Below are 21,604 nucleotides of genomic sequence, written 5' to 3'. Positions count from 1 at the left end.
TCCGGAGGGCGCTTGCCGCCCGGGACGAAGAGTCCCCGCCAGCACGGACCGATCGCGAGGACTCATCCCCACGCTCCCGGAAACGCGGTCTCGCCGTCGGCGCGTTGCTCGTCGCCGTGATTGGTGCGGTTGAACTCTGGCGACGAGGCGGGCTCTCGACCGGACCCACAGAGGGTAGGCCAGCGAGTGAACCCTCGAGCGCCGATTCGCGGTAGGGGAGGGCAGACTCGATAGGCCCGGTACTGCTCAATTGCGGCGCTCGGTCAGGAACCGGTCGGCTCGCTCACGACCGGTCCTGAAGAGCGCCTCGATGAAAGCGGGCGAGCGGTCAAGTTTCGTCGACCAGCGAAGTTCCTCGTCGAACTGGACCCGTTTGATGTCCGTATGCGTGTACCGGTCTGGCAGGTAGCCGGCGTCAACCCACTCGTTGACCTGCTGGATGAATGCCACTTCCTGTTCGAGAGACGTGTTGCCGCTGAGTTCGTTGCGCCGGTCCTCGATGTCATGTAGTGACCGCGGCACCCTCGATCGTTGGGAGGGGTTAATCTGGATGACCCACACTTCGTCCGGATCGGGGATGTCGTCGGTCGTTGAGAAGTCCCGAACCGGTGGGTTCTTCGAGAACAGACCATCCCAGTACCGTCGGCCATCGACCTCGACAGCGCCGAACAGACCTGGTTCGGCGGCGCTTGCGAGGATGGCTTCGGCGCGCATCTCCCGCCCGCGGAACACACGGAACTCCCCGTTCAGGACGTCGATGGCACTGATGAGCAGGGCCGGGTGGATGACCCCCTCGCGGCGCTCGCGTTCGCGGACGACCGTACTCAACTCACGGGCGTACGCGAAGTCCACGTGGGCTTCGAGGAGACGGCGGAACTGTCGCTGTCCGATAGCACCGGCGGGAACCTGCCCCGGACTGAACTGCGGGAAAGGTACCCCTCTGGTTCGCAACTCGGCGGTCCCGACCGCGAGGTCGTTCAGGTATCGTTCGGCCGGTTGGCGGGCTTTCAAGTCGTTCCAGAACTCACCGAGCAGCGCACTGGGGGCGTGGTCCGGACTGACCGTGCCGTACCACCCCAGCAACGCACAGACGGCCCCGCCGGAGGTCCCGGAGAACCCCACGATGTCGTAACCGGACGTACAGATCTCCGGGAGGAGTCGTTGTAGTGCCCCAGCGGTGAACGCCGTGTGACTGCCGCCACCCTGACAAGCGATGGCGACCTTCGTTCGGTCGTCACTCATCTACCCCTCATTTCGGGGCCGGATGTATGTACTTGTTTACCGACCGATCGCTTTTTTACCACAGTCGGTGTCTCGCCGGTGTGCTCAGCGTGCTCCGTCGGTTCGGCGAGCGATGTTCTGATCTATCCGAGGAATACATCCCAGACCCCTACGTTATCGCCATCGTTCTCACGTTCGTCGCCAGTGTCGCCGCGATGGCGACTGGTGCCGGTCCGCAGGCGACGCTGACTGCCTGGGGCAGCGGCGTCTGGAGCCTCCTCCCGTTCATGGCCGCCATCTCGATTCTGTTGATGACCGGCGACGCCATCGCGAAGTCACCGACGTTCACGCGCGGTCTCGAACGGCTGGCACGGCTGCCGGACTCACGATTCACCGCCGTCTGGTTCACGTCGTTCGTGGCGATGGCCGCCGCCGTCGTCTCCTGGGCGATCGGCCTCATCGTCGGTGCCATCATGGCCAAACGCGTCGCCTACGAGTGCCAGGAGAAGGGTATCACCGTCCACTACCCGTTGCTGGCCGCGGCGGGCTACACCAGTCTCATGGTGTTTCACGGCGGGCTGTCCTCGTCAGTGGGACTGCTGATGGCCGACCCACAGCTCATTCCGGCGACCTTCCCAGAGTACGTCAGCGACGGCATCCCGCTCGCACAGACCATTGGTAGTCGCACGAACATCGTGACCACCGGCACGCTCCTCCTCGTCGTCCCGGTCATCATGGGGTTGCTCCATCCCGAGGATGGAATACGGGAACTGCCACGTGCGACCTACCGGGATATCGATCGGGTGGTCACCGAAGCGATGGCCACTCCGACGACCGACGGTGGCGCACCCGCTAGCTCCGTCGCTGACCGGCTCAACGACTCGCGACTGATTGGGCTGGCGATTGCCGTCTTCCCCGCGTTCTTTATCATCAACGCGTGGTTCCTCAGGTCTGGTGGCATCTCGAACCTGACACTCAACAGCATCAACGCGCTCTTTCTTTTGGGTGCGATTCTTCTGTGGGTCCGTCCAACTGCCATCGTCGCACAGATGAAAGACAGTGTCACGAACATTTCCGGAATCATCTTCCAGTTCCCGTTCTACGCGGGGATTGCCGGCCTGCTGACGGGGACCGGGCTGGCAACAGTGATCGTCGAGTTCTTCGGCGCGTTCGCCACACCGGCTACCTGGCCCGTGATCGGCGTCCTCGTAGCGGGAGTTGTCAACATATTCATCCCGTCGGGGGGCGGTCAGTGGGTTGCGATGGGACCGATCATGCTGGATATCACGACCGGGTTCGGCTATGGGCCTGAGCAGGCCATCATTATAGAGATGCTCGGCGATCAGCTGACGAACATGATTCAGCCGTTCTGGGCGATTCCACTCCTCGCTATCGCCGACCTGCGTGCACGTGATATCATCGGCTACACCACAGTTGCGATGCTGGGCGGGATCGTTATCGTCTGTGGCTGGCTGACAGTGTTCCTCGTCATCCTCTGAACCACAGCTGAATTCAGAGATGTTTAGCTCGCTACTGGTTAGACATGGAGATCTGGCTTTCGCGTTCAAAGTCCACGATAACTACTCTAGTTGGCCATCGAGCGCAGCGTGCCGGAAGTCGTCGATCTGTTCACGTGGCTCATCTGCAGTCGCTGCTGGCAACCGAATCGTCATCGTCGTTCCGCCGTCAACACTTGCGGTTACCTCACCACCGAACCCTGTGACGACCCAGTTGACGAGCCAAAGACCGATTCCGGTGCCGTGGTCCAACGGGGACTCGTGCCCGACCTCTAGCACCGCACGTTCCGACTCGGGCAACCCTTCGCCGTCGTCGTGGACCTGAACTTCCACGTGATCGTCGGCGGTCATTTCGGCAGTGAATTTGACCGGTGACCCTCCGCCATGTTTCACTGCGTTCTCCCCCAGTTCTCTGAAGGCTAGCCTAAGTTGACCGGTGGCTCTCACCGGTTCACAGTCGTCTGCCTGGATATCGATATCGGCGTTGGGGTACGCCGCTTCTAAATCAGCCACCGCTGCACGAATATCTTCGAGGACGTTGCGACTCTCAAAAGCGTGTGAATTACCCACCGCCTGATCGAATTTGTGGACTTTTTCAGTCAGTTCCGTCAGCTCTGCAGCTTTATTGACCATTTTGCTCGCCATCTCAGCGGCATCCCCGTCCGATCTATTCATGATCTCTCGAGAGCTTCCCTGGATGACCGTCATCGCGTTCCGAATATTGTGCCGTAATATACGATCGAGTACTTCGATAAAACGCGCCTGACGCTTGTACGCTGTGACATCTTCCTGGATGCCAACGAAGTGAGTCGTTTGTGAGTTCTCGAAACCTTCCACAGGTGCAATCGTCAGTTTGTTCCAGAACGGCGTGCCGTTGGCCCGATAATTGAGAATTTCAGTCTGAATCGATTTTTCGGACTTGATGGCTTTTCGAATCGCGGCCACTGTGGCCTCGTCGGTCTCTTCGCCCTGGAGAAATCGACAGTTCTTACCCACTATCGACTCTTTCGAATATCCAGTCAGATCGGTGAATCCTTGATTAGCGTAGACGATCGGTAGATCCGGTTGGTCAGCATCGGCAATCGTGATACCGATCGGAGACTCCTCTAAGGCCTGGCTCTGAACACGTATTTCCCGCTCGCGCTCTTTCTGATCGGTAACATCCCTGAAGATGCCACGAGCTTTGACGACTTCTTGCTTATCGTCGTCATATACCGGACGACCGATCGTGTGAACCCACCGAACCGAATCGTCAGGTCTCTCGATTCTGAGCTCCAAATCGTATGGCCTCCCTTCGTTCTCGAGCCGATCGAACGCGTCTCTAATCACTGATCGGTCTTCCGAGTGATAAAAATCGAGTGAGTCAGATATCGTCACCCTATTGTCACTCGAGACGCCGTGAATGCGATAGACTTCGTCAGTCCAGCGGAGGGTTTCAGAGTCGAAATCGACTTCCCACCCTCCTATATTCGCCGCCTCCTGTGTCCGTTGGAGGAAATCTTTGTTCCGCTCGAGTTGCTGTTCCCGTGCCCGCCGCGACGAGATATCGCGGACGATTCCTTGAACGAGGGTTTCGTCGTCGACAGTGACTGTGCTTACGCTTATCTCGATTGGGATCACAGACCCATCCGCGCGAGTTAAGTACAGTGGAGTCCCGTCATCAAATCGAGATTTGTGTATTTCTCCGTCCAGTTCTTGGAACATCTCGGTATATCGCTCTCGGTATTTATCGGGGATTAACTCGAAAACCGACATACCTTCCAATTCAGTGACCTCGTAACCACTCAAATCCGTGGCTTTCTCGTTGACCTCGACGATAGTCCCAGTACCGGCTTCCGCGAGGAAGATAGCAGTAGGTGCAACCTGAAGTATGGACTGATATTTTTGCAACGAGCGGCGGCGAGCCTGGGCCTCCTCTTCGATTCGGTGTCGATACTCGCTGGCCTCGATTGCCCGCCCGAGCAGCCGAGCCACCATTTCGACGAAAATCTTCTCAGAATCGGAAAAATCGTCGGTTCTAGGGCGATTTGATATGAAGCAGAGTGTCCCGTAGACATCCCCATCGACCAGGAGCGTGGTACCTAGATAACAGTCGAACTCATGCTCTTTATACGCTGGATCGTCTTCCCAGCCCTGCTCCGGAACGTTGGAGAGTGCAAGGACGGAGTCAGATTTAATAGTTTTTCGACAATAAGTGGAACTACGGTCAAGCGTCGATCCTTCCGGCAGGAGTCCGGAGTCATCACCGACGCTGACAACCACGTCGTCCACGTTTTCTTCAGGCCGCCTGCGTTGGATATGTGCACTTTCTATACCGAGATACTGTCGAGCTACCGATAGTACTTGGCGCTGTTTCTCAGACAGTTCCATCTCTGGATCGGTCGTTATTTCATAGATATATTGACGAACATCCGACTCAGAGTCTAGACTGTCTTTCATCTGAGATGTGAATTGGTTTTACTAAATTTATGTTTTTTGGCTATTGAGGGTCGTCATCGACTGAAATCGGATTATAGTCAACTGTCGGCTGGGTTATCGGACGAATTCTGTTCAGAGGCCCATGCAGGACCGAGAACTGACTCGGCCCAGCGTGTCTCTACATTCTCCCGAACCGATTCCACGGTTCTGCCCTTACCTTGACACCCGAAGTATCCTCTCTCTGTATCTGATTTTCTGCTACTCCTGTAGCTCGACCTGGGTGAACTCAAACCGAGCTCCGCCTTCCGGACTCTCCGAGATGTGTATCTCCCAGTCATGGGCGTCGGCGATTGACTCGACGATAGTCAACCCGAATCCGGTCCCGTCCTCTGCCGTCGAATATCCCTTCGTGAAGACCTGGTCGTGTTCCTCGTGAGGAATCCCGTCACCGGTATCCTCGACGAAGAAGCCTCGGCGGCGCGGTAAGAAATCGACTCGAACAGTCACATCTGGGGGACCGTGGTCGGTGCTGTTTCGGAAGAGATTCTCGAAAAGTGTCCTAATACGGCTTCGATGACCCGCGATAGCGACGTCGTCAGCGAGTCTGTTCTGTAGCGTTGCATCATCCGTTTTGCTCATTCCCCACGCCTCGGTCACGACAGTGTCGAGCAGTACCCACTCCGTCTCGGTGAGTGCACGGCCCTCTCGAGCGAGGGTCAGGCTGTCCTCGATGATATCATCCATTCGTGAGAGCGGACGTTGGATGCGTTTGGCTTCGTCTTCGTCCAGTTGTGCCGCTCGGCCACGTGCAATCATCAACGGATTGCGGAGGTCATGACTGACCACACTGACGAACTCGTCGAGCTGGTCAGTCTGTCGTTCCAGATTCCGTGTCCGTCGGCGGAGTGTCGTCATATCGTTCAGGATGAGGGCGAGGCCAGCTTCCTCACCGGCGTCGGAGAGACTTGCGACACTGATATCGTAATCTCGCTGTTGCCCGTCGACACTGAGGGAGACGGTAGTGGTCTCACCGCTATTGCGCTCGAAGTTGACGGTGCTGATGGCGTCAGGGAGCGTTTCGTTCATTTCGCGACCGATTGGATCAGTACACTCGAACAGCGGCTCTGCCGCCGTGTTGTAATCTATAACGATGGAATTTGGGTTCAGCACGATTACTGGGTCGTCGATACTTTCGACGACGTGGGCTCGTGCCACCGGGACGAATCCGAATTCAGCACGCCGGTACACCGCTCCAATGAATAAGAGGGCTACCAGCGCCGCCCCCGCCCCAGAGTAGTCAACGCCGGAGACGAGTGGGTCAAATAGCTGTGGAGCCGCATCGACGATGATGACACCGAGTAGGGCGGCCCCGATCGCAGTGGGCTGCCACCACTGTGTATATCTCGCAATGGCCAATCGGTAGAGCAGTCCGACCGCCCCAACCGTGATGAACAGATAGCCGATGACGATAGCCAGTTGGCCATACAGGGTCGAATCTACCAGTGTTACGGTCACGAATGGCGTCGATGAAGACGTTGCTGTGAACGTACTGTGCATCGCAATCGGTGGAAACGCTGTGAATAGCAGTAGGTACCCCGCTCCGACCATAACGAGGGCCCGGACCGGCCAGGACTGAACAACAGTTCTGTATCCGGCAAAAGTGAGAACGAAATAGAACCACGAGATCGCTAAGCCCGCACGGAGAGCTTCGATCGCAAACGACAGATAATACGCACCAACCGACCCAGCAAACAACTCACCGAGCTGTGCCACTATCCAGCAGAGCACGATCAGGAGAAAAATCCCGAACTCCGTTGCGGCCTGTCGTTCCTGATGCCCCCAGACCCACCATAACCCTGCGAGGACTCCACAGAACGCCAACGCAAAGAGAAAAACGTGCGCTGAGAGGATGGTGAACGCTGCCAGAATCACCGTCGAAGAGCGTCCTGTGACCTGGCCAGTGGGGGCGCTTTCGGCCGCCGCGTAGAGTATGAAACTATGTGGGACATGATATGTAGTTGGATAAAATCTCGCCCCCGTTTCAATCAATATAGTACCTAACCAAATAGGTTTGCGACACGGTAGCCTGACTCATATTGCCCTAATGACAATTGGTGGCTGGGGAGCTATTTCTGGGGTTCGCCGACTGCGCGGACCTGGAAGGTGTGCACCACATGACCGGGTTCTCCATCGTAATACGACTGGTTGCAAAACCACAGTTTGATAGACATGCTACTACTCAAAGAGAAGAATTCCATCGGGGTCCTTCACTCGGTACTTCGTATTTCTGAACGATCCTGTAACTCCGAATAGTTCCGATACCGAATTATGTTCACCGGCATAGAGAAGGAGAATGTGGGATCGCTGGAACATGGTTGTTCCGAGCCGACCCCGCCAATCGTTGGAAGGCCAATCAGCCAGATATCCAGATGAATAAATGCGGCAGCCAACGCCGGCCTGTCAGCACCTGCATATCAACAGCGCGATAGAGACGATATGTTGGGCCATCTCATGATAGCTATCTCATAATCAGTATTCGTATGATGGGTGCTTACAACTGAATATCTCGAATCACGGTAATTTATTGATTAAAATAAATTCACACAAACAAAATTGGACCTAGTCTATCTTTGAAGTGGTTTTCCCCCTCATATCTAATATTCTAGTTTTGAAGTAGGTAAATATAGAATCGTGCTTTCCTATATACGTTTAATATGTGAATTTCACGTGAACAACGAAGGCCAATATCATTCGAACCTACATCATTAGGACTGCATTGTTCACTGCGCTCACGCCAATCATTGAAGTCACTGCCGTCAGCACACATCCGACCGCCATGATGTCACATAACCATTTATATTACCCCGAGATGTAACGACGAACATGCGACCGCTAGCAGACCATCGAGTACCGGTAGTGCTCGAACCGATAGAGTTCGACACCCGTCAGACTCCAATTCAATGTTCAATCGAAGTCCAGACAGAGCACCTCAGAGACTATCTATCGGTTGATATACAACACGACGCGAGGTATACTGTTCTGAATACTCAGCCAGGATGTATGCAAAAAGAAAGAGGACGTGATCGGAATGTCGCCTACTAACTACCCGGACGATCAAACACGAGGCGCTGTAGAGACCTGTCAAAAGCATCTCCCGTCCGAACCGAGCGGTGGAGACGTCGTGTTCGGCTTCGATGGGTTCGTCGACAATGTCCGAGAGGCGGGCACGAACGCTGGTTCGTCGAGTAGCGATCGGATCGCGACGCTAAGCGAGTTCGGCGAGGAGATCGTGACCTCGGCAGCCGCCGATAGCTCGCTCGCCATCTCCTGGGAGCGCCTCGGACAGCGAACCGGTGGGCACGTCAGCCACCTGTCCCGTGCCTACCAGACACTCGGGTTCGATCCGACACTCGTGGGAATGTGTGGAGACCCGGTTCTGGATATCTTCGAACGAGAGTTCGAGGCATCGACTATGTATTCTCTGGGAGATCCGGGAATCACCGACGCCATCGAGTTCGACGATGGGAAGCTCATGTTGATGGAGAGTGGCGGTGCTGCGACGTTGGATTGGGAAACCATCGAGTCACGTGTCGGTGTCGAGACGCTGGTCGACGAACTCAACGGGGCGAAACTACTCGGCATCGGCTACTGGGCGGTAATTCCAGAGATGGCGGCCATCCTCGACGGACTCCGGGAGACCGTCTTCCCGAAGCTGACAAATCCACCGGCGAACGTCCTACTTGATCCCGCCGACATCCGGGAGATAGACCCCGAGACACTGGAGTCAATCGTCGCGGCCACGCGTCGCCTCGCTGACGAAGTCGAGGTGACCGTCTCGGCGAACCGGTACGAGACGAAGGAACTCGCGGCCGTGCTCGGCGCTCACACGAGCGACGACATCGTCGAGGACGCGCGCGTCGTATTCGACTCGCTGGCCGTCGACCGGTTCGTCGGCCACAGCGTCACGGAGTCAGTCGTCGTGAGTGAGGAGGGAACGACGAGCGTGAGCGTCACGCCCGTAGAGTCCCCGGAGCTGACCACCAGCGCCGGCGACCACTTCAACGCGGGACTGTCACTCGGACTCGTCGAGGGACTGCCCGAGGACGCCGCCGTCGTTCTTGGTAACGCACTCGCTCGTGAGTTCGTCCGGACTGGAGAGACGCCGACGTACGAAGACGTCGTCTCCGCTGTCACCTCTTACGGCGCACAGTTCGAGTAGTACAACGAACTAAGTTCACGGCGGACACGTCTTCGAAACGGGAGTGTTCTGACGACGGTGTGAATCGGTCCTTAGAGACGCATCTATACGGCGAGAGTTGACGGTCCTTCAGATGTAACGACTCTGTCCGGCGCTGCCGGCGACCTCGGCGAGGTTGGCGTGGACGTCGGCGATGCGTTCGCGAATCTGTCGGTCCGCCACGCGCGGGTCGAAGTGGTCCTTGTTAGGCGACCATTCCACGTCGTTGAAGAATGTGTCACGGTCGCCGTCGACGCTCTCGGGTGGGACGATGTCCGTTGGTGCTTCGTTGTAATGATCGAAGGCAGTTCGTGTGTACTCGTACTTGTACCGGGTGTCCATGTTCATCTTGCAGATACCGTGCTTGAGCATCCGCTGGAGCTGGTCGGGCTGGACGCCTGAGGATCCGTGGAGCACCAGCGGCGTGTCGAGCCCGTGGTCGGTCAGTGCCTCACGGATGTCCCGTGCGAGGTCGGGGCGCAGTTCGAGGTCCGTTCCCTTCGCGACACCGTGCTGGGTACCGACGGAGATTGCAAGGAGGTCACAACCGGTCCGGTCGACGAACTCGACGGCCTGCTCGGGGTCCGTGTAGAATGCGTCCTCGGACTCGATCTCGTCCTCGGCGCCCTTGATCTGGCCGAGTTCGGCCTCAACTTGGATGTCGCTGTCGGCTTGCTCGGCCAACTCGACGGCCTCGCGACTGGTTTCGACGTTCTCTTCGAACGGTTCGTGGGAGGCGTCGATCATGATCGAAGAAGGGATATCGAGTTCCACTTGCTTCTCGATGGTCTCTAGGTCCGTCTGGTGGTCCATATTGAGGAACACCCCGATGTCGTACTGATCTGCGATCAACTCGATGTAGTTGCCCATTGCCTGCAGCCCCGCGATTGGGTCGCCGTTCCCGGCGAACGTGCAGGCACCGCTGGCCATCTGTAACAGGAGGTCAGACTCGGCCCGCGAGGCCCCCTCCATCAGGCCGATCATGGTGTTTGGCTCCGCGATGTTGCTCGCGACTAGGCCAAAGCCCTCTTCGAGTGCGTCGTCGTATACGTCCGAAAGCTCAGAACCGCCTTTGAATGGCATCTGTTGACACCACTACGGTATCTCGCACGTCCCCAGGTAAACTCACTCCCGAATCGCTTCGGCACAATCTAGACCCCACCGTCAACTCCTGCTTCAGCATGAACTTACGTACTCAGCAAGCCCCCAACTACGCACTTGAATAGGTCGACCGGAGTGCTGGGGCCACAATAGATTGAATCTGGAGAGCCTACCTAACGTCTGCCGAGGCCAGGATTCTCACTTGTCCATTGAACAGAGACAGGGGGTCGCTCCGATTCGGATTCCCCATACGCTCCCAGAGAAAGACGTGTTCCAGTGATTCAGAGGTCCGAGAGAAGACGGCCTCGGAACCGCTGGACGAACGTGTACAGGAGGATGGCTGCGAACAGCACGAGCCCGTTGATCGTCTGGACGATCTGCGGGTCGATGTTCAGCATCACGAGTCCGGCCGCGATGGTGCTGAGCAACAAGACCCCGCCGAGCGCGTTGAAGACGTTGCCTCGTCCGCCGAACAGGCTCACCCCACCGATGACGGCAGCGGTGAACGCTGGGAACAGCTGTGAGGTCCCGAGCGTCGGCGTCGCTCCACCGTTGAATCCCGTCAGCAGCAGGCCACCGGTGGCAGCCAGCATACCCGAGAGTACGAAGACGGCGATGACGATTCGGTCAGTGTCGATACCCGCTTCGGCGGACGACTCCTCGTCGCCACCGACCGCGTATATCGCTCGACCGAACCGGGTCTTCGTCAGGACGAACCACACAGTGACGAAGAGGGCGAGCATGAAGAGGACGGCAACGGGGACCGACTGTGGGAGGAGGCCGCCGAGCGAGACATCTTCACCGCCGAGCCAGAGGTAGCTCTTCGGTAACTCGTAGACGGACCGCGTCGACAAGACCAGTATCCCACCCTCGAAGACGATGAGCGCCGAGAGCGTCTGGAGGAATGGGTTCACGTCGAATTTCGCGATGAAGAACCCGTTCATGAAGCCGATTGTCCCCCCGACAGCGAGGATGATCAGGATTCCCGCGATTCCCGGAATCGCTGGGAACCAGCTCGTAAGGACCAGTGCAGTGAACATCGAGGAGAAGCCGGCGACCGACCCGACCGAGAGGTCGAAGTTCCCGCTGATGAGGCAGATCGCTTCGGCCAGCGTTATCGCCCCGAGTCCGGCGCTCGTGTACAGCAGGAACTCGATGTTTCGGTACTGGGTGAATATCTCCGGGAGGAGAACGGAGAAGACGATAAATGCCACTAACAGGATGGGCCAGATGAGGTTGTCCAGCGCGAACAACATCATCCGTGTTCGGTCTCCCTCTAACTCGGAGATAATCGAACTGACGTCCGATAGTGTGCTCATTGTCCTTTCGTGTATCGCGATTCAGTTCGACCCCTCTATCTCGCGGAAGACGTTACCGTAGAGATAGCTGGCGTCGGCGTTGTCCTGAGTTATCGTCGCGTGTTGGCACTTCAGCCACGGCCACCACGTGGTGTCCTCGGCCTCGTATTCCGTCATCTCAGCGGGGCCCCAGAACTGCTCGGACCATGGCTGGATACCCTCGACTGTCTTGTTCTCGATCGAGAGATTCTCGCCGGGTGTGACCGTGTCTCCAACCTGTGGGAGCGCACTCTCTCCGTTCTCAAGGTAGTCCCACATCAACTCGAGCGTCAGCGGGGCGTACATGTGGAGTGGCTGGTCGATCGCGAAGTCGTAGTACCCGCTTCCGATTCGCTGGTTGAGTTCGGGACCACCGTCAATGCCGAACGCCATGACGTGCTCCTCGTGGTCCTTCTTGTAGTACATGTCCATCTGATTGAGGGCAGTCAGGGCACCCATCCCGCTGCCGACGTTGTTGGAGTAGATGGCGTCGACGTCGGGGTTGGCCTGAAGCGCGCTCTGGGTCTGTGGAGCGGAGTCTTCGGGCGTCCCGTCACTCTCGATTCGGCTCACGACTTCGACGCTGTCCGGGACGTTCTCAGTGAAGCCGTACAGGCGCGCCTGACTCGTCGTCGATTCGAAATTGAAGACGCTCGTGATGACCTTCGGGTTCTCGATGCCTTTCGATTCGATCATGTCGGTGAACCGCTCTGCGGCCACCTTTCCGCCGGCGTACTGACCGAAGAGAGCCCCCATGAGGATGTCCTTCGAAAGCGTCGCAGTGTCGAAGTTCATCACCGGGATGTCTTCCTCTGTCGCCGCTTCGACGATGCGTCTGGACGCCTTGGCGTCGAAGGGGTTGAGCAGGATGCCATCCAGTCCCTGGTTGATCGCATTGATCGCGTCCTGGGTCTGCTTCGAGGCGTCGAATTGGGCGTCCAAGATAGTGACCTCGACGTCGTCACGGTCCCGCGTGTACCACTTCGCGGCTTGACCTTGCACGAAGAGACCAGCCTGCCCCATCGACTTCATCGAAACGGCGAACTTCTGAGTGTCGCCGCTTGAGCCGTCACTGCTGCCGTCGCCGGTCGAGGTCCCGCCACTCGAACCGCCGTCGCTGCCACCTGATTGGTCACCGTCTCCGCCGCCCGAACAGCCCGCGAGACCGGCGATACCTGCAGCTCCGACTGCTCGAACGAGGTTGCGTCTACTAATCATGGTTTTTGATTGAGTTCCAACCCTACCTCTCGAGTAATGGTACTTAATGTTTTCGCCAGGCGGCCGCGACATCGAGGTGTTACGGCAGATTGCCCCGTGACGTGAGTGTACTAATCAACATCCCCGAGTACAGCCGGCGCCCACCAACTCACAGTCTCAGAGAAGCTCCCCGCGAGCGACTGCAGAGTGACTGCTCGACGCGGATAGGGATGACAACACGAGAAACGGCGATGGTATCAGCGTTCGAGGGTCGGGCGGGGTCGTGGCGTCGGGTGAGACGTGTACGCCACTGAGCTGGGATGGGACAGAACTGCCTCCTCACCCGATAGGACTCAGGCTGTTGACGAACGCGACGAGGAAGCGTCCGACCCGTCACCGGCCAGTTCGTCCTCGCCGTCCGCGTCCTCGTTGGCGCGGTGCCCGGAGACCATCATGCTGACCACGTCGTCGCGGGTGACGTCCGCGGCGTCGACCACGTCGACGATTCGGCCCTGAAAGAGCACCGCGACGCGGTCGCTCATGGACAGGACTTCCTCCAGGTTGTGGTCGATGAGGATGACCGAGTGGCCGCTATCGCGCAACTGCTGGACGAGTTCTTCCACGTGTTCGACCGCTGCCTTCGAGAGTGCCGACGTCGGCTCGTCGAGGAGAACGATATCCGGGTCGGTAACCAGAGCGCGTCCGATTGCGACTGCCTGTCGTTCCCCGCCGGAGAGGAACTCGACCGGCGTGTCGGGGTCGACGTGGATGTTGAGGTGCTCGCTCAGGATGCGCTCTGCCTCCTTAGCCATGTACTCCTGGTCGACGACCGGAACGAGTCCGCCGACCTTTTTGACTGGCATTCGTCCGAGGAACAGGTTCTCCGCGACCGAGAGTTCGTCGACGAGCGCGAGATCCTGATACACCGTCCCGACCCCGAGCTTGCGAGCGTGTTTCGGCCCCTCGATGGTCACCGGTTCACCGTTGAACCGTATCTCACCGCCGTCCGGTTGGTGGATTCCGACGAGAGTCTTTATGAACGTTGACTTGCCCGCGCCGTTGTCGCCGACGAGCGAGAGGACTTCGTTGTCTTTGAGCGTGAGTGAAACGTCAGAGAGCGCCTCGACGGTGCCAAAGCGCTTCTGGACGTGTTCCACCTCGATTCGTGGATGTGAACTGTCTGTGGTCATGGCAGGTGTGTATGGGTGAGTCGGCCTGACACCATATCCCCACTACCAATATAAATAAATTTTGGTGATGTAGTACCCTCCCCCCGTCCACAGAGTCGTCACTCCGGCGTGTCTCCAAGGCCCTCGGCACCGAGTGGTGTCAGTCCCAGTCCATCGCAAGGTCGCCGTGCTCGTCGAACACCCACGGTCCGTCCTCGTGGATATCGATGTCATCACGGTCGGCGAGCTCCTCGGCGACCGGTTCAGACACCCACAGTTCGCCGGGTTCCATCGTGTTCTCGATGCGGGCGATGCGGAGGTCGCTCGCACTGGCGACGCCGGTCATCGACGCCGAGAGGACGAACGCTGTCGCATCGCTCGGGACGACGAAGGGGAGTTTCGCCCGGTTCGTTTCACCACTGGTCACGATATTGACGTACGTGTCCTCGAAGTCGACAGCCGACGCGAGGTCCTGGTGGACGAGGTCGGCGAGACCCATGCCGAGGGCGTTACCATGGGAGGCCGGCGTCAGAGATCGCACGTAGATTCGAGTTATCGAAGGCGTGTCGATCTCGGCCTGATTGTGGAACCTGACTCGACCGATGACGTTCGTATCGAGTCCGGTGCCGCTGATCTCCTTGCCCATCGCGTCCACGACGAGGAGGTCGAGGTCGTCGACTGGGAGTTCCGGGAAGAACTCTTTCGAGCGCTCCAGTAGTCTCGGCTCCTCTTCCAACAAGTCGGCGGCTGGGACGCCGTGAATCTCGGCTGCTTCCTCAGCGGCGTTCTCGATGATACCCACACCACCGACGATAGGCGTCTCGTCGACGAGGATATCGGCCCACTCCGGGATGACCTCGTGGAATCCGCGCTCCAGCGCGGCGTTGTGCATGTTGTCGGCGCCGCGTTGTTTGCCCAGTCCGACGACGGCCATCTTACAGAGTCCGCTCTCGACGGCACCCTCGAAGTCCGTGTGGAGTTTGATACGGTTGACGAGCAGGACGGCGTCCGCTTCGAGCGCGTCCTCGGCGGCGTACACCGGCCGCCCTGTCGAGTCGGCTCCCACCTGTTCGACGTCGAGCGAGGACCGAATCTCACAGCCGAGTCGCCCGGGCGTGACACCGAGCGTCGCGAGCGTCTCACGCTGTCCCTCTGGGGTCGCGCCGCCGTGGCTGCCCATTGCGGGAAAGACGAACGGCTCCAGGTCGCGGGACTGTAGCTCCGAAACGATAGCTTCGAGCACCTCTGGCATGACTTCGATACCTCTGCTCCCGGCAGTGATGCCGACGGCGCTCCCCGGCTCGAGTTCATCGAAAGCGGGGATGTCGGCCACGGCGTCTATCGAGGCCTGCGTGACGTCCGGGACGGTAGGGTGCTCGCGGGCGCAACTGACACGGTAGGCGCGGGGAAGGTCCGACACATCGGCGTCGTTGGCCGCCTCCAAACGGTCGCGGTCTGGAAACTCGAATTCCATAGATACACGTACTAAAACGCATCTGAACCTTAGGTGTTGTCCCTCCGGCCCGGGTAGCAGAACCCGTGCGAATGTTTCTTTAGGGAGCACCGCGCCATACGGACCATGGACGCTCGCACTCCAGTACAGTGGACTCCGACATACGCGGAGGGCCAGCGATGACCCGGTGTCTCGTCGTCGCAGACGACCTCACAGGGAGCTGTGATGCCGGTCACGAGTTCGCGACGCGAGACTACGACACCCGAGTTGTACTCTCCTCACAGGCCGGGATGACGCCACAGGGAGACGTCGCCGTGTACAACACCGAGTCCCGCTACGTGAAGCCCACCGTCGCAGCCGAACGCGTTCGAGCGGTCCTCGAGAACGCAGACCCCTCGGTCGTGTACAAGAAGGTCGATTCGACCCTTCGTGGAAACGTCCGCGTGGAGATCGACGCCGCCACGCGGGCGGTCGACCCGGCACTCGTCGTCGTGGCCCCGGCGTTCCCGGGCAACGGACGCCTGACCGCAAGCGGGTATCACCTCGTCGATGGTCAGTTAGTGACCGATTCACCGCCCGGCGAGGACGAGGAGCGACCACCGACACACGACTCTCTCCCCGAATTCTTCGCGTCGAGCGACTACCCCGTCGAGCATGTCGGTGTCCAGACCGTCGCACGCGGCTCGGCCGCCGTGCGTGAGGCCTTCGAGACGGCGATGTCCACGGCTCGTCCCGTTCTCGTCACCTGTGACGCCGTTACGGACACTCACCTCGCGACACTCGCCGCTGCAGCGGACGAACTCTCCGAGCGGTGTCTGTACGTCGGGAGTGGTGGCCTCGCCCGCCATATCACCGTCCCCGGTGCAGCGTCCGGCGCCGGAATCAACGTCGACCAAACCCGGTCAGTGGTGGGCGTGTCGGGCAGCGTCGCCCCGGAGACGCTCGAACAGGTCGGGGCGGTATCGACCGAACGCCGACGACGCCTCGACCTCGAGATGGCGGTCACCGACCCGTCAGGCGCGGGGAGCGAACTGGCGTCCCGTGGACGCAGTGTTGTCGACGAACACGAGGGCGTGCTGCTCGTCAGCGCCGACGCGCGCAGCGACGTCGACCGGGCGATGGCGGCCGGCGAGCAGGCGGGCATCGACGGGTCGGCAGTCCGGCGTCGGGTCACGGAGGCGCTCGCGACCGGCGCCGCCGAGGTCGTCGGCGACGGACGGTCGTCGAACCTCTTTCTCACAGGTGGCGAAACTGCTCGGGCGGTTCTCGACAGTCTCGACGCGACGGCGCTCAATATGGCCGGCGAAGAAATCGAATCGGGGATTCCCCTCGCGGCCGTCGAAGGGGGTGCAGCGGACGGGACGGCGGTCGTGACGAAGGCTGGCGGGTTCGGCGGCGAGCAGGCAATAATTAAGTCCCTCGCTCGTCTCGGTCTTCGTGATGAGTGATTCAAAGCCAACTGTAGGCGTTACCATGGGTGACCCTGCGGGCATCGGAAGCGAAGTCATCGTCAAATCGTACCCGACACTAGTCGAGACGGCGACTGTCGTCGTCATCGGTGACGCGTCCGTTCTGGAAGACGCAGTAGACCGGTTCGCCTCCGGCCTGACCGTCCGTCGGGTCGACTCGCCGTCCGAGGCGGCGGGCGACCCCGATGAACTACCGGTAATAGACCTCGACAACGTGTCCGACCACAAGTACGGGGAGCTCTCGCAAGAGAACGGTGAGGCGAGCCTCGAGTACGTCGAGCGAGCAATCGAGTTGGCACAGGCCAGCGAGATAGACGCGATAACGACTGCCCCCATCAACAAGCAGGCGACCCGGATGGCGGGGAGCGAGTACGCGGGCCACACTGGGATGCTCGCCGATTACACCGACACAGACGACTACTCGATGATGTTGATCGAGGACGACTTGACGGTGACACACGTGAGTACGCACATCCCGTTGCGGGAGGCCTGTGACCTCGACGTCGACGACGTCGCGTCGACGATTGCCGTCACGGACGAGGCGCTGCGTGACCTCGGCATCGACGACCCCTCGGTCGCCGTGGCGGGGTTGAACCCCCACGCGAGTGACGGTGGCCTCCTCGGCGACGAGGAAGCGGATGTCATCGAACCGGCCGTCGACCGCGCCACCGAGACGGGCGTCGACGTGACCGGTCCCCTACCGCCGGACACGGTCTACGTCAGAGCCGCGTCGGGCGAGTTCGACTGCGTCGTCTCCATGTACCACGACCAGGGCCACATCCCGATCAAGATGCTCGGTTTCACCGGCGACGGCGATGCAGTGAGCGGCGTCAACGTCACCATCGGACTGCCGATAGTCCGGACGAGCGTCGACCACGGCACCGCGTTCGACATCGCCGGCGAGGGAGTCGCTTCCGAGCAGAGCATGATAGACGCGGTGTCGACAGCCGTCCGACTCGCTCGATAGGCGCAGTTTCGTTCTGCTTCCCGGATTCAAACGCCGTGTGTAATCGTGGGTCAGACTACACCAGTGCGAAAGCACGAACTGAGCTCCCGCCCGTCCCTTGGACGTTGAGTGGCGGGAAGAAGAAGTCCGCGCGCCGACTGTCCGCTCCGTCGAGAACTTGGTCGAGGTTCCGCAACTCCTCGATGGGGATGATGTCGTTCTCGAGCAGCGGGAGGTGCGAATCTGCCGGGTGGACGTCGGTCGACGGCCCGTGTGCTGGGACTTCGTCGTACCAGCCGCCGACACTCGCACCCTCCGTTCCGACGGCCTTGGGTTCGAGGGAGGCGATGTACTCAGCGGCTTCACCGGTCAGGTAGGGGAACTCGAAGAGGTACTCGGGCGTTTGCCCGTAGTATTGGTCCCAGCCCGTGTGGAGCATGAGGACGTCACCGGGCTGGATCTCTGACTCGTAGGCTTCGATGTCTGCACTGGTGATCGCCTCCTCTGGCTCCTTGGGCGTCAGGTCGATAACCACACCCTCACCCATGAACCGGTCGATGGAGAAGTCGTCCAAAGTCTTCCCCTCGGGGATGAAGTGGGCCGGGGCGTCGATGTGTGTCGCAGTGTGGCTCCGCATCTCCAGTCGTTCCATCGTGAATCCGTCGCGTGCGGCCAGAGACGTCTGTTCGAGTTCGATCGGTGGAAAGCTGGGCCACACAGGGATCTGCTCACTGATCGGGTTGGACAGTTCGACGACTTCCTTTGAATCGAACATGATACTCCCGACAGTCCACTGAATCATAAATATTTTGCTCACACCGGTAATCGGAGGAAGCCACGCGTCAATCCTGGGACCCCGATTCGAAGACGCCCTCGACGAGTTCCGTCTCCTCGAACAGGTCACGGTACTCCTCGGGGACACGCTCGTCGGTGACGAAGAGGTCGATATCCTCGATAGATCCGAATCGACGGAAGCTCTGCTCACCGAACTTCTCCGCGACGGCGACGACGACGGTCCGAGCCGACTGCTCCACGACGAGTTGCTTGATTTTGGCCTCGGACTCGTTCGGTGCCGACAGCGTCCCGTCTGAATCGATGCCGTTGACGCCGAGGAACGCGAGGTCGAAGTTAGAGTTACTGATGTAGTCCTCGGTGGTCGGCCCGACCAACGCTTTGGTCTCGCGCCGGTACTCACCGCCGGTCATCTTCACCGTGCCGTCCGATTTCGATAGCTCAAGTACCAGCATTGGCGAGCTCGTGACGGCGATGGTCGAGTTGTCGTCCGGCGCCGCCTTTGCGACTTGCATCGTCGTCGTGCCGGCGTCGAAGTATACGACGTGGCCTTCAGAAATTTCCTCGACGGCGCGATTTGCGATGGCCTGTTTGCGGTCCAGATGCTGGATGAGGCGCCGATTGAACGACCGTTCGATGCCGACGTTCGTCACCGGAACGACGCCACCGTGCGTCCGCTCGACGAGGTCTCGCTCGGCGAGGTTGCGGAGGTCACGTCTGACGGTCGACTCGGACACATCCAGCCGGTCCGCCAACTCGTCGACCGAGAGCCCGCCATGTTTCGTGACTAACTCGGTGATGGACCGACGGCGTTTTTCCGGAGTGGTCACGGCACGACACCCCCAGAGTCGTTCGGTCGGTGCATCGGCGTGGTTGGCATGGCTACGCGTAACGCCGACTCGTATTTAGCTTTCCCGGCTACCTGCGACTGCTGGGGACTCCGCTTCGTCCCACACTTCTTCGACGGACGCGCCCTCGTGGACGATCTCGTTGAGCGCGGAGACCGTCCGCTCGGGGTCGTCGGACTTCCAGATGGTGCGGCCGATCATCAGGCCGCGGGCACCTGATTCCATGGCCCCCTCGACGGATTCCAGCATAGCGCGGGTGGTTCCGGTTGCCGGGCCACCGAGGATCATCACGGGAACCGGCGAGTTCTCGACGAGCGGCTCGAACGTCTCGACGCTGCCAGTGTAGGGTGCCTTGAGGATGTCCGCGCCGAACTCCCAGCCCATGCGCATCGCGTCTTCGACGAACTCCACATCCGTCTCTAGCTTGTCCGGAACGCGTCGGCCCCACATGACCGGCTCGACGACCAGCGGGATGCCCGTCCCGCGGAGGTCTTCGGCGAGCTCAGCGATGTACTCGACGTTCCGGCGGAAGGTCTCGGTGTCGTCGCGGCCGAACACGAGCACCGTCTTGACGCCGACCGGGTCGAGCTCCGCGAGGAACTCGGCGTCGAACGCTGGCGTCCAGAGGTCCTTATCGTGGTCTCGGCCCGGGCTGGTCGACCACGTAACTACGTCGGCGGTGAGGATGACGTCGACGTCGGCCTCCGCGAAGCGGTCCTGGTAGTGACGGGCCATGTGCGGACCGACGAGAACGCCGTCCGGTTCGCCCGCGAGGACCTTGTCGATTGTCTCTATCGGGTTCTTGAATCCCTCGGGCGCACCGAGGCTCAGTCCGTGGTCTAGCGCTACGACGACTGCGTTCCCCGACGGAGTGTCGAGGAGTGACTCTGTAGTCATTGGCTCCACCTAGTGACTGTGAACCCACCCACATAACTATTCTCCTACCGGGCGATGAGGATCAGATTATCCGCCACCCTCCATCGACCATCAGTACCTCGCCAGTCACGTAGTCAGCGTCGTCACTTGCGAGGAAGAGCGCTGCTCCCGCGACATCCTCTGGTGTGCCCGCCCGTCCGGCAGGGACCGGTTTGATGAGCTCGTTTTTGGCCGCTGCTTCGGGCGCCGTCTCGGACCAGCCGTCGATGAATTCGGTCGCTATCTGGCCGGGACCGATTGCGTTCACGCGAATATCGTGGTCCGCTAATTCGAGTGCTGCACCCCGGGTAATCATCTTTACCGCGGCCTTCGTGGAGTCGTATTGTATCTGATCGCGCTGGGCGACGAACGAACTGATCGATGCCGTGTTGACGATTGCACCCTCGGTTCCACGGTCGATCATATCCTGTGCTGCGGCCTGACACCCGAAGAACACCCCCTTGGCGTTCACCTGGTGTATCTTCTCGAACTCCTCTTCGCTAACGTCGAGCAAACTCCCTCCGATGAACAGTCCTGCGTTGTTCACCATCACGTCGACACCACCGTACTCTCGGGCACGTTCGACCACCGCGCGGACGTCGTCGGCGTTCGAGACGTCCGTCTGAACGAACTCTGCCGACCCACCTTCCTCGCGGATGTATTCATGAGTCGGAGTGTCCGCATCCTTTGGTTCGGACTCGATGTCCGCGTTGAGAACTGTCGCCCCAGCGTCCGCGAATCTAATTGCGATTTCTCGGCCGATTCCAGAGGTGGCTCCTGTGACTATGACGGTGTCCCCGTCGAAATCTGAGCTGTAGTCGGGCATCAGGCTATACTGCGTCAGGGCGCACGTTAAATATTTGGGTGAGTAGAACTCCCTCCGTCTCGGCAGAATCACAGGCTCCTTGAGACAATCATTTCTGCCCAATATACTCTGATTAGATAACAAAATGCCTAAAATAAACCCCGGTATTGAACCATGGT

General features: G+C 59.6%; 16 protein-coding genes. 4 read left to right on the top strand and 12 right to left on the bottom strand.

Going from position 1 to position 21,604, the window contains the following annotated elements:
• Positions 1-246 precede the first annotated feature (246 nt).
• Positions 247-1,242 carry a patatin-like phospholipase family protein gene (locus ACV7GQ_RS19380; protein WP_470313591.1) on the bottom strand — a complete coding sequence of 332 codons (996 nt, stop codon included), beginning with the start codon at positions 1,240-1,242 and terminating at the stop codon, positions 247-249.
• Positions 1,243-1,322: 80 nt separating this feature from the next.
• Here ACV7GQ_RS19380 and ACV7GQ_RS19375 point away from each other — a divergent pair, with 80 nt between their 5' ends.
• A complete protein-coding gene (locus ACV7GQ_RS19375) occupies positions 1,323-2,720 on the top strand; it encodes a TIGR00366 family protein (protein WP_470313590.1) in 1,398 nt (465 codons plus the stop codon).
• 81 nt (positions 2,721-2,801) lie between these two features.
• Here ACV7GQ_RS19375 and ACV7GQ_RS19370 read toward each other — a convergent pair whose 3' ends face one another.
• Together ACV7GQ_RS19370 and ACV7GQ_RS19365 are read right to left on the bottom strand one after the other, a co-directional pair.
• Positions 2,802-5,177, bottom strand: a complete 2,376-nt coding sequence (locus tag ACV7GQ_RS19370; protein WP_470313589.1) for a PAS domain S-box protein — start codon at positions 5,175-5,177, stop codon at positions 2,802-2,804.
• A gap of 237 nt (positions 5,178-5,414) precedes the next feature.
• Positions 5,415-7,088 carry a sensor histidine kinase gene (locus tag ACV7GQ_RS19365; protein WP_470313588.1) on the bottom strand — a complete coding sequence of 558 codons (1,674 nt, stop codon included), beginning with the start codon at positions 7,086-7,088 and terminating at the stop codon, positions 5,415-5,417.
• A 1,156-nt stretch (positions 7,089-8,244) separates the two neighbouring features.
• Here ACV7GQ_RS19365 and ACV7GQ_RS19360 point away from each other — a divergent pair.
• A complete protein-coding gene (locus tag ACV7GQ_RS19360; protein ID WP_470313621.1) occupies positions 8,245-9,375 on the top strand; it encodes a PfkB family carbohydrate kinase in 1,131 nt (376 codons plus the stop codon).
• Between the two features lie 108 nt (positions 9,376-9,483).
• Here ACV7GQ_RS19360 and fba read toward each other — a convergent pair whose 3' ends face one another.
• From fba to ACV7GQ_RS19335, 5 genes are all read right to left on the bottom strand, one after another.
• Positions 9,484-10,476, bottom strand: coding sequence for a class II fructose-bisphosphate aldolase (gene fba, locus ACV7GQ_RS19355; protein WP_470313587.1), 993 nt, complete (start codon positions 10,474-10,476; stop codon positions 9,484-9,486).
• A 299-nt stretch (positions 10,477-10,775) separates the two neighbouring features.
• Entirely contained in the window at positions 10,776-11,813 is a 1,038-nt protein-coding gene (locus ACV7GQ_RS19350; protein WP_470313586.1) for an ABC transporter permease, read from the bottom strand.
• 21 nt (positions 11,814-11,834) lie between these two features.
• The gene (locus ACV7GQ_RS19345) at positions 11,835-13,049 is read right to left on the bottom strand and encodes a sugar ABC transporter substrate-binding protein (protein ID WP_470313585.1); all 1,215 of its coding nucleotides are present in this window, start codon (positions 13,047-13,049) and stop codon (positions 11,835-11,837) included.
• 332 nt (positions 13,050-13,381) lie between these two features.
• Complete coding sequence (locus ACV7GQ_RS19340) at positions 13,382-14,218, bottom strand: ATP-binding cassette domain-containing protein (RefSeq protein ID WP_470313584.1); 837 nt, start codon at positions 14,216-14,218, stop codon at positions 13,382-13,384.
• A gap of 139 nt (positions 14,219-14,357) precedes the next feature.
• Positions 14,358-15,671, bottom strand: a complete 1,314-nt coding sequence (locus ACV7GQ_RS19335; RefSeq protein WP_470313583.1) for a nickel pincer cofactor-dependent isomerase, group 22 — start codon at positions 15,669-15,671, stop codon at positions 14,358-14,360.
• Positions 15,672-15,829: 158 nt separating this feature from the next.
• On the opposite strand from ACV7GQ_RS19335, the gene ACV7GQ_RS19330 reads away from it, so the two are divergent.
• Complete coding sequence (locus ACV7GQ_RS19330; protein WP_470313582.1) at positions 15,830-17,098, top strand: four-carbon acid sugar kinase family protein; 1,269 nt, start codon at positions 15,830-15,832, stop codon at positions 17,096-17,098.
• Positions 17,091-18,086: a 4-hydroxythreonine-4-phosphate dehydrogenase PdxA gene (gene pdxA / locus ACV7GQ_RS19325; RefSeq protein WP_470313581.1), complete on the top strand. Its 996-nt coding sequence runs from the start codon at positions 17,091-17,093 to the stop codon at positions 18,084-18,086. Before ACV7GQ_RS19330 ends, pdxA begins: the two co-directional genes overlap by 8 nt.
• Before the next feature lie 55 nt (positions 18,087-18,141).
• On the opposite strand, the gene ACV7GQ_RS19320 is transcribed toward pdxA, so the two are convergent.
• From ACV7GQ_RS19320 to ACV7GQ_RS19305, 4 genes are all read right to left on the bottom strand, one after another.
• Entirely contained in the window at positions 18,142-18,840 is a 699-nt protein-coding gene (locus ACV7GQ_RS19320) for a cyclase family protein (RefSeq protein WP_470313580.1), read from the bottom strand.
• 67 nt (positions 18,841-18,907) lie between these two features.
• Entirely contained in the window at positions 18,908-19,687 is a 780-nt protein-coding gene (gene glpR / locus ACV7GQ_RS19315) for an HTH-type transcriptional regulator GlpR (protein ID WP_470313579.1), read from the bottom strand.
• Between the two features lie 75 nt (positions 19,688-19,762).
• Entirely contained in the window at positions 19,763-20,602 is an 840-nt protein-coding gene (locus tag ACV7GQ_RS19310) for a class I fructose-bisphosphate aldolase (protein ID WP_470313578.1), read from the bottom strand.
• A gap of 61 nt (positions 20,603-20,663) precedes the next feature.
• Complete coding sequence (locus ACV7GQ_RS19305; protein ID WP_470313577.1) at positions 20,664-21,446, bottom strand: SDR family NAD(P)-dependent oxidoreductase; 783 nt, start codon at positions 21,444-21,446, stop codon at positions 20,664-20,666.
• Positions 21,447-21,604 lie beyond the last annotated feature (158 nt).

Source organism: Haloarcula sp. MBLA0163 (assembly GCF_055632435.1).
The sequence above is the reverse complement of the archived record's forward strand: the minus strand, read 5'-3'. Positions and strand labels throughout refer to the sequence as shown.

Bases quoted from the DNA above. Each gene is read 5' to 3' on its own strand.
- fba (WP_470313587.1), bottom strand. From the start codon at position 10,476: ATGCCATTCAAAGGCGGTTCTGAGCTTTCGGACGTATACGACGACGCA.
- pdxA (WP_470313581.1), top strand. From the start codon at position 17,091: ATGAGTGATTCAAAGCCAACTGTAGGCGTTACCATGGGTGACCCTGCG.
- ACV7GQ_RS19305 (WP_470313577.1), bottom strand. From the start codon at position 21,446: ATGCCCGACTACAGCTCAGATTTCGACGGGGACACCGTCATAGTCACA.
- ACV7GQ_RS19345 (WP_470313585.1), bottom strand. From the start codon at position 13,049: ATGATTAGTAGACGCAACCTCGTTCGAGCAGTCGGAGCTGCAGGTATC.
- ACV7GQ_RS19330 (WP_470313582.1), top strand. From the start codon at position 15,830: ATGACCCGGTGTCTCGTCGTCGCAGACGACCTCACAGGGAGCTGTGAT.
- ACV7GQ_RS19320 (WP_470313580.1), bottom strand. From the start codon at position 18,840: ATGTTCGATTCAAAGGAAGTCGTCGAACTGTCCAACCCGATCAGTGAG.
- ACV7GQ_RS19380 (WP_470313591.1), bottom strand. From the start codon at position 1,242: ATGAGTGACGACCGAACGAAGGTCGCCATCGCTTGTCAGGGTGGCGGC.
- ACV7GQ_RS19370 (WP_470313589.1), bottom strand. From the start codon at position 5,177: ATGAAAGACAGTCTAGACTCTGAGTCGGATGTTCGTCAATATATCTAT.
- ACV7GQ_RS19360 (WP_470313621.1), top strand. From the start codon at position 8,245: ATGTCGCCTACTAACTACCCGGACGATCAAACACGAGGCGCTGTAGAG.
- ACV7GQ_RS19335 (WP_470313583.1), bottom strand. From the start codon at position 15,671: ATGGAATTCGAGTTTCCAGACCGCGACCGTTTGGAGGCGGCCAACGAC.
- ACV7GQ_RS19310 (WP_470313578.1), bottom strand. From the start codon at position 20,602: ATGACTACAGAGTCACTCCTCGACACTCCGTCGGGGAACGCAGTCGTC.
- ACV7GQ_RS19350 (WP_470313586.1), bottom strand. From the start codon at position 11,813: ATGAGCACACTATCGGACGTCAGTTCGATTATCTCCGAGTTAGAGGGA.
- ACV7GQ_RS19340 (WP_470313584.1), bottom strand. From the start codon at position 14,218: ATGACCACAGACAGTTCACATCCACGAATCGAGGTGGAACACGTCCAG.